The following is a 6,362-nucleotide window of genomic DNA, read 5'->3' on the forward strand; positions in this document are numbered from 1 at the left end:
CGTCCGTGCGGTCGGACCCCTCTCGCATGAAGGTCGTGCCCCCTCCCATGAAGGTCGTGCCCCCCTCTCCCGAAGAACGGGAAAAACAGCGGCGAAAGTAGGGGTGGCGCAGGATAATTTCCGGAGTCTCCCCTTGTCGCGGAGAACCTTGCACGCATACGGTGTCCATACGCGAGGTTCTCCCGTGGAAGGTGGGACATGACGGAAATTCTTGTGCAGGCGGGTACGGAGGATGCGGCTCCGCCCGCTGAAGTGCGGGTGGTGGACCATCCGGCGTGGCCGGTGCTCAAGGACGCCGTGGAAGAGATCAGGCCCTGGCAGTCCGCGGACGGCTCCATCGACTTCGCGGCGGACGGTGCCCCGGCGAAGGCCGTCGTCGAACTGGCGGTGGACCGTGTGATGTCGGCTGTCGAGCAGCTCAGCCCGCTGCTGCCGCACGACGCCGCCTACCACCGGGCGCTCGTCGCCGATTTGCGCCGCTGGGTGGAGAACGGCTTCGCGGTGCCGGACTTCCTGGACTCCCTGCTCGCCTTCCAGCCCGCGGCGGACCGCAGGGACGGCCTGCAGCACCTGGTCGTCTTCCCGATGTACACGCAGAACGGCAACCCCGACCGCAACCTCGAAGCGGTCGTGCTGCGCATGGTCTGGCCCGAGTGGCTGGCCGAGCTCGAGCGCACGCGCTACGACAACCCGCTGTTCTGCGGCATCACCTTCGAGGACTTCACCGCCGGGTACGACACCAACTCGGCCGTCCTCTTCCCCGAGACCATCGCGGTCCGCGAGGCCCCCGAGCGCTTCTCCTGGGGCGGCATCTTCTGCGACCGCGAGGGGGCCCGCTTCCGCCGCGTCACCGAGGCCGCCGTCGACATCCTCGGCCTCGACCTGCCCGAGGACGTCGCCGCCATGGTCCACGACCAGAAGCGCTGCGAGGAGGCCTTCGTCCTGTGGGACATGGTCCACGACCGCACCCACAGCCACGGCGACCTGCCCTTCGACCCCTTCATGATCAAGCAGCGCCAGCCGTTCTGGATGTACGGCCTGGAAGAGCTGCGCTGTGACCTCACCGCCTTCAAGGAGGCCGTGAAGCTGGAGGCCGAGGGCAACCGCCACGGCCGTGACGTGCAGTACGCCATCCTCTTCGACCGCATGTTCCGCTTCCCGGTCACCGGCGACCGCACCCGTAACTACGACGGGCTCGGCGGCCAGCTCCTCTTCGCCTACCTCCACAAGCACGACGTGATCCGCTGGACCGACAACAAGCTCCGCATCGACTGGGAGCGCGCGCCGCAGGTCACCAACCAGCTGTGCGGCGAGATCGAGGACCTGTACCGGGCGGGCATCGACCGCCCGAAGCTGGTCCACTGGTTCGCCGCGTACGACCTGGTCTCCACCTACCTCGCCCCGCACCCCGGATCGCGCTGGGCCAAGGGCCCGGACGCCCTGGACACCTCGCTGCCGCCGCGCAAGCTCGTCGACGAGGTGCTTCCGGACGAGTTTCCGCTCAGCATGTTCTATGAGGCGCTCTCCAAGAAGCTGAAGAACGTGATCGCCTCCACCAAGGGGATCACCGCTTCCGCGGACGCCGAGAAGGTCGCCGCGTGAGCGGCCGCCAGGAGGAGGCGAGGACCATGTCCGCACTCGATGGAGCCGTCGTCGCGGTGGCCGGAGCCGGCGGAGCCGCCGGACGGGCCGCGCTGCTGAGGCTGGCCGAGGCGGGCGCCACGGTCGTGGCGTCGGACGCCGACCCGCTGAGCCTGCACGAGGCCGTGGACGCCGCCCGGTACGCGCACGGCGGGGCCACGGTCATAGGGGACACGGTCGACCTGCTGGATCTGGACGCCACCCGCGAGTGGGCGACGCGCACGGAGAAGGAGTTCGGGCGGATCGACGGTCTGGTCCACCTCGTCGGCGGCTGGCGCGGCAGCAAGAGCTTCGCCGAGACCGACCTCGCCGACTGGGACTTCCTGGAGAAGCTCCTGATCCGCACCGTGCAGCACACCTCCCTCGCCTTCGAGGACGGTCTGCGCCGCAGCGACCGGGGGCGTTACCTGCTGATCAGCGCGGCGGGCGCGACCAAGCCGACCGCGGGCAACGCGGCGTACGCGGCCTCCAAGGCGGCGGCCGAGGCGTGGACGCTCGCCCTCGCGGACGCCTTCCGCAAGGCGGGGGGCGAGGAAGGGCCGCGCGCGGCGGCTGCCATCCTGGTGGTCAAGGCGCTGGTGCACGACGCGATGCGCGCGGAGCGGCCCAACGCGAAGTTCGCGGGCTTCACGGACGTCAAGGAGCTGGCCGAGGCCATCGCCGGCGTCTGGGAGCGGCCCGCCGGGGAAGTGAACGGAAACCGCCTGTGGCTGACCGAGAAGCCGTGACCGCTGCCGCCAAAGATGCCGTGAACCCGCCGAAGACCGACGCCCGGCGCCACCACGACCCGCAGGTGCGCGGCTTCGCGAGCGACAACTACGCGGGCGCGCACCCCGAGGTCATGGCGGCCCTGGCGCTGGCCAACGGCGGCCACCAGGTCGCGTATGGCGAGGACGTGTACACGGACCACCTCCAGCAGGTGATCCGCGGCCACTTCGGCCCCACCGCCGAGGCCTTCCCGGTCTTCAACGGCACGGGCGCCAACGTGGTCGCGCTCCAGGCGGTCACCGACCGCTGGGGCGCGGTGATCTGCGCCGAGACCGCGCACATCAACGTGGACGAGGGCGGCGCCCCCGAGCGCATGGCCGGCATCAAGCTGCTCACGGTGCCGACGCCGGACGGCAAGCTCACCCCCGAGCTGATCGACAAGCAGGCGTTCGGCTGGGCCGACGAGCACCGCGCGATGCCGCAGGTCGTCTCGATCGCGCAGAACACCGAGCTGGGCACGCTCTACACGCCCGAGGAGATCCGCGCGATCTGCGACCACGCGCACCGGCTCGGCATGAAGGTGCACCTCGACGGCTCGCGGATATCGAACGCGGCGGCCGCGCTCGACGTGCCGATGCGCACGTTCACGAACGCGGTCGGCGTCGACATCCTCTCGCTGGGCGGCACGAAGAACGGCGCGCTGTTCGGCGAGGCGGTCGTGGTCATCAACCAGGACGCCGTGCGCCACATGAAGCACCTGCGCAAGATGTCCATGCAGCTCGCCTCCAAGATGCGCTTCGTCTCCGTGCAGCTGGAGGCCCTGCTCGCCAAGGACCTGTGGCTGCGCAACGCCCGGCACGCCAACGAGATGGCCCAGCGCCTCGCGGAGGGCGTCCGCTCGGTGCACGGCGTGGAGATCCTCTACCCGGTGCAGGCCAACGCCGTCTTCGCGCGCCTGCCGCACGACGTGAGCGAGCGGCTGCAGAAGAAGTACCGCTTCTACTTCTGGGACGAGGCGGCGGGCGTCGTGCGCTGGATGTGCGCGTTCGACACCCGCGAGGAGGACGTCGACGGGTTCCTCGCGGCGCTCAAGGAGGAGATGGCGCGCTGACCCGGCCCACGTAAGCCGCATAGTTATGCGACCGACCGTAAAGTCATTGACGTACGGCCGGTCGCGTTTCTATGCTCCGGTCCCATGCAGCTGATCCAGCAGGACCCGGACCTTTCCGCGTACTTGGCGGCCGACGACGTCATCGACCACCACCATCCACTCGTATGCGAGACCGCGGCGCGCCTCGCCGCGCGGGCCGCCGATTCATACGTATACGCGCAAGCGGCTTATGAGTACGTGCGCGACACCATCCCGCACTCCGCCGACAGCGGCGATATGCGCGTCACCTGGCGCGCCTCGGACGTCCTGGCGCAGGGCACCGGCATCTGCCACGCCAAGGCCCACGCGCTGGCCGCGCTGCTGCGCGCCGAGGACATCCCGGCCGCGCTCTGCTACCAGCGGCTGACCCATGACGCCGGAACCGGCCACTGCGTCCACGGCCTCGTCGCCGTACGTTTCCACGGGAGATGGCACCGGCAGGACTGCCGCGGCAACAAGCCGGGCGTCGACGCCCAGTTCTCGCTGGCCGGGGAGCGGCTGGCCTTCCTACCCGACGCCAAGTCCAATGAGATGGACTATCCGGTACTCTATGCTGCACCGCATCCGGTGGTCCTGAGCGTCCTGAAGAGCGCCCCGGACCGGCCGCACCTGTGGAAGAACCTCCCCGACGCGCTCTGACGAGCCCCGACACAGCAAGGCGCCGCCATGACACTCCCGCAAGTCCCGCCCCGCGCGCCCCTGACGCTCACCGTCTCCGACGAGGTGCGCGCCCTCGCGCCCGGCTTCACCCACGTCGCCATCGAGGCGCACGGCCTCGTCAACGGCCCCAGCACCGACGGCAGTTCGGCCCTTCTGGACGAAGCGGCGCGACGTCTTGCCGTACGCCTCGACGGGCGCGCCCCGCACGAGGACCCGCACATGGCCGCCTGGCGCGGCGCCTACACGGCCTTCGGCGCGAAGCCCTCGCGCACCCGCAACTCCGCCGAGGCGCTGGCCAAGCGGGCGCTCACCGACGGCGGACTGCCCCGGATCAACACCCTCGTCGACCTCTACAACGCGATCAGCGTGGCCCATCTGATCCCGGTCGGCGGCGAGGACCTTGACCTGATCAAGGGCGGTATGCGCCTGGTGCGGGCCACCGGAACCGAGGAGTTCGTGACCGCCGCGGCGGGGGAGCCGGTCGTCGAGCACCCCGAGGCGGGCGAGGTCGTGTGGTGCGACGACGAGGGCGTCACCTGCCGGCGCTGGAACTGGCGCCAGGGGCCGCGCACCCGCCTCACCGAGGAGTCGGTGAACGCGATCTTCCTGCTGGAGGGCATGGGCCCGGACGCCCGCCTCGAAGCCGCGGGCGCCGAACTCGCCGAGCTGCTGGAGAAGTTCAGCCCCGGCGCACGCGTCACCGTCCACGCGCCGCGCTAGCGCGCCCGCCCGAAGCCGGGCAGCCGGTCGGCCAGTTATCCGGTCAGCCCGCCTCGGCGGCCTTCACCTCGGCCGGGGTCGGCGCCGTCCCGCCGAGGTGCGCCGGCATCCACCACGTGTCGTCGGGGCCCTTGGGGCGCACGGGGTAGGCGCGCTGAGCGGCTTCCAGAAGCTCCTGGCAGCGCTCGCGCAGCCGCCGGGTGATCGCGCCCGCGTACTGGTCCTTGGGCGCCTCGACCGGCTCGCCGACCCGGATCGTGACCGGCAGGTGGCTGCGCTTGAAGTTGCGCGGCTGGCCCTTGGTCCACAGCCGCTGCGTGCCCCACAGGGCCACCGGGATGAGCGGCACCCCGGCCTCCTGGGCCAGGCGCGCGGCGCCCGACTTGAAGGTCTTGAGCGTGAACGACTGCGAGATCGTCGCCTCGGGGAAGACGCCGACGATTTCCCCGGAGCGCAGCGAGGCGAGCGCGTGGGCATAGGCGGCCTCGCCCTGCTTGCGGTCCACGGGGATGTGCTTCATTCCGCGCATCAGCGGCCCGGAGATCTTGTGCCGGAAAACCGACTCCTTGGCCATGAAGCGCACCAGTCGCTTCTGCGGAAGTGCCGCGAGCCCGTCGAAGATGAAGTCGAGATAGCTGATGTGATTGCTGACGAGGACCGCGCCGCCGGAGCGTGGGATGTTCTCCGACCCCTTGCAATCGATCTTCAGGTCCCATGCTTTGAACAGCGTTTTCGCTGCACCGATGACGGGACGGTAGACAAGCTCGGCCATGGGTGGGAAAGGCCCTTCGTTTCTGCCTGGCTAGCGGGTTTCCGGCGGAGGTTACGCAGCCGTAGGTTTTTCGGCGTTGCGCAGATCGTGCCCCAAGAACGGACGAGTGACCAGTCTTGGTGCCCGCATTCCGGGAGATTCTCATCACGTCGGAATCTTTTGCGGGTACGCGAGCGCTGAACCGGGGAGCGACCAGATCAGAGCCGAGGGGCGGGAGACGTAGGTGCCAGGAAGCGACACCGGGCGCGGGACCGGCGCGACGGATATCGGGCAGCGGCTGACCGATGCCGGACAAGGGCTGGGGGAGCGGGCGACGCTCGTGCAGTTCTCCAGCGCCTTCTGCCAGCCCTGCCGCGCCACCCGCAGGGTCCTCGCGGACGTGGCCTCGATGGTCCCCGGTGTGACCCACGTGGAGATCGACGCGGAGGACCACCTCGACCTCGTACGGGAGCTGCGCGTGCTCAAGACGCCGACCGTGCTCGTCCTTGACGCGCGGGGCCGCGAGGTGCGGCGCGCCGCCGGGCAGCCGCGCCGCGCCGATGTGATCGCCGCGCTGGGGGAGGCCGTATGACCGTCCGCCCCCCGGCCGGGCGCGCGCCAGTGACGTGTCTTGCATCTGCCGGAACGGACTTGACTGCGCGCGCCGCCTGTCGCGAGCCTGCTACCTCCGGCAGAAGGACAGCTCCATGACGGCATCGCCCGCCCTCGGTA

At 70.2% G+C, this 6,362-nt stretch carries 7 protein-coding genes; 6 read left to right on the forward strand and 1 reads right to left on the reverse strand.

Annotated elements, in window-relative coordinates; all coding sequences use genetic code 11:
* Positions 1-198 precede the first annotated feature (198 nt).
* From GKQ77_RS25160 to GKQ77_RS25180, 5 genes are all read left to right on the forward strand, one after another.
* Positions 199-1,602 (forward strand): DUF6421 family protein, encoded by a 1,404-nt coding sequence (locus tag GKQ77_RS25160; RefSeq protein ID WP_219691218.1) that lies wholly within the window; start codon positions 199-201, stop codon positions 1,600-1,602.
* Positions 1,603-1,628: 26 nt separating this feature from the next.
* A complete protein-coding gene (locus GKQ77_RS25165) occupies positions 1,629-2,369 on the forward strand; it encodes an SDR family NAD(P)-dependent oxidoreductase (RefSeq protein WP_219691219.1) in 741 nt (246 codons plus the stop codon).
* Positions 2,370-2,389: 20 nt separating this feature from the next.
* The gene (locus GKQ77_RS25170) at positions 2,390-3,460 is read left to right on the forward strand and encodes a threonine aldolase family protein (protein ID WP_219691224.1); all 1,071 of its coding nucleotides are present in this window, start codon (positions 2,390-2,392) and stop codon (positions 3,458-3,460) included.
* An 84-nt stretch (positions 3,461-3,544) separates the two neighbouring features.
* Positions 3,545-4,138: a transglutaminase domain-containing protein gene (locus GKQ77_RS25175; protein ID WP_219691220.1), complete on the forward strand. Its 594-nt coding sequence runs from the start codon at positions 3,545-3,547 to the stop codon at positions 4,136-4,138.
* 27 nt (positions 4,139-4,165) lie between these two features.
* Positions 4,166-4,879, forward strand: coding sequence for a B3/B4 domain-containing protein (locus GKQ77_RS25180; protein ID WP_219691221.1), 714 nt, complete (start codon positions 4,166-4,168; stop codon positions 4,877-4,879).
* A gap of 43 nt (positions 4,880-4,922) precedes the next feature.
* Here GKQ77_RS25180 and GKQ77_RS25185 read toward each other — a convergent pair whose 3' ends face one another.
* Complete coding sequence (locus GKQ77_RS25185; protein ID WP_219691222.1) at positions 4,923-5,651, reverse strand: lysophospholipid acyltransferase family protein; 729 nt, start codon at positions 5,649-5,651, stop codon at positions 4,923-4,925.
* A gap of 223 nt (positions 5,652-5,874) precedes the next feature.
* Here GKQ77_RS25185 and GKQ77_RS25190 point away from each other — a divergent pair, with 223 nt between their 5' ends.
* Complete coding sequence (locus GKQ77_RS25190) at positions 5,875-6,222, forward strand: thioredoxin family protein (RefSeq protein ID WP_219691223.1); 348 nt, start codon at positions 5,875-5,877, stop codon at positions 6,220-6,222.
* Positions 6,223-6,362: the final 140 nt, after the last annotated feature.

Source organism: Streptomyces anatolicus, assembly GCF_019400875.1.
GTDB lineage: Bacteria > Actinomycetota > Actinomycetes > Streptomycetales > Streptomycetaceae > Streptomyces > Streptomyces anatolicus.

What these genes read in the sequence shown, in the direction of transcription:
- GKQ77_RS25175 (WP_219691220.1), top strand. Translation starts at nt 3,545, where the DNA reads ATGCAGCTGATCCAGCAGGACCCGGACCTTTCCGCGTACTTGGCGGCC.
- GKQ77_RS25160 (WP_219691218.1), top strand. Translation starts at nt 199, where the DNA reads ATGACGGAAATTCTTGTGCAGGCGGGTACGGAGGATGCGGCTCCGCCC.
- GKQ77_RS25165 (WP_219691219.1), top strand. Translation starts at nt 1,629, where the DNA reads ATGTCCGCACTCGATGGAGCCGTCGTCGCGGTGGCCGGAGCCGGCGGA.
- GKQ77_RS25185 (WP_219691222.1), bottom strand. Translation starts at nt 5,651, where the DNA reads ATGGCCGAGCTTGTCTACCGTCCCGTCATCGGTGCAGCGAAAACGCTG.
- GKQ77_RS25180 (WP_219691221.1), top strand. Translation starts at nt 4,166, where the DNA reads ATGACACTCCCGCAAGTCCCGCCCCGCGCGCCCCTGACGCTCACCGTC.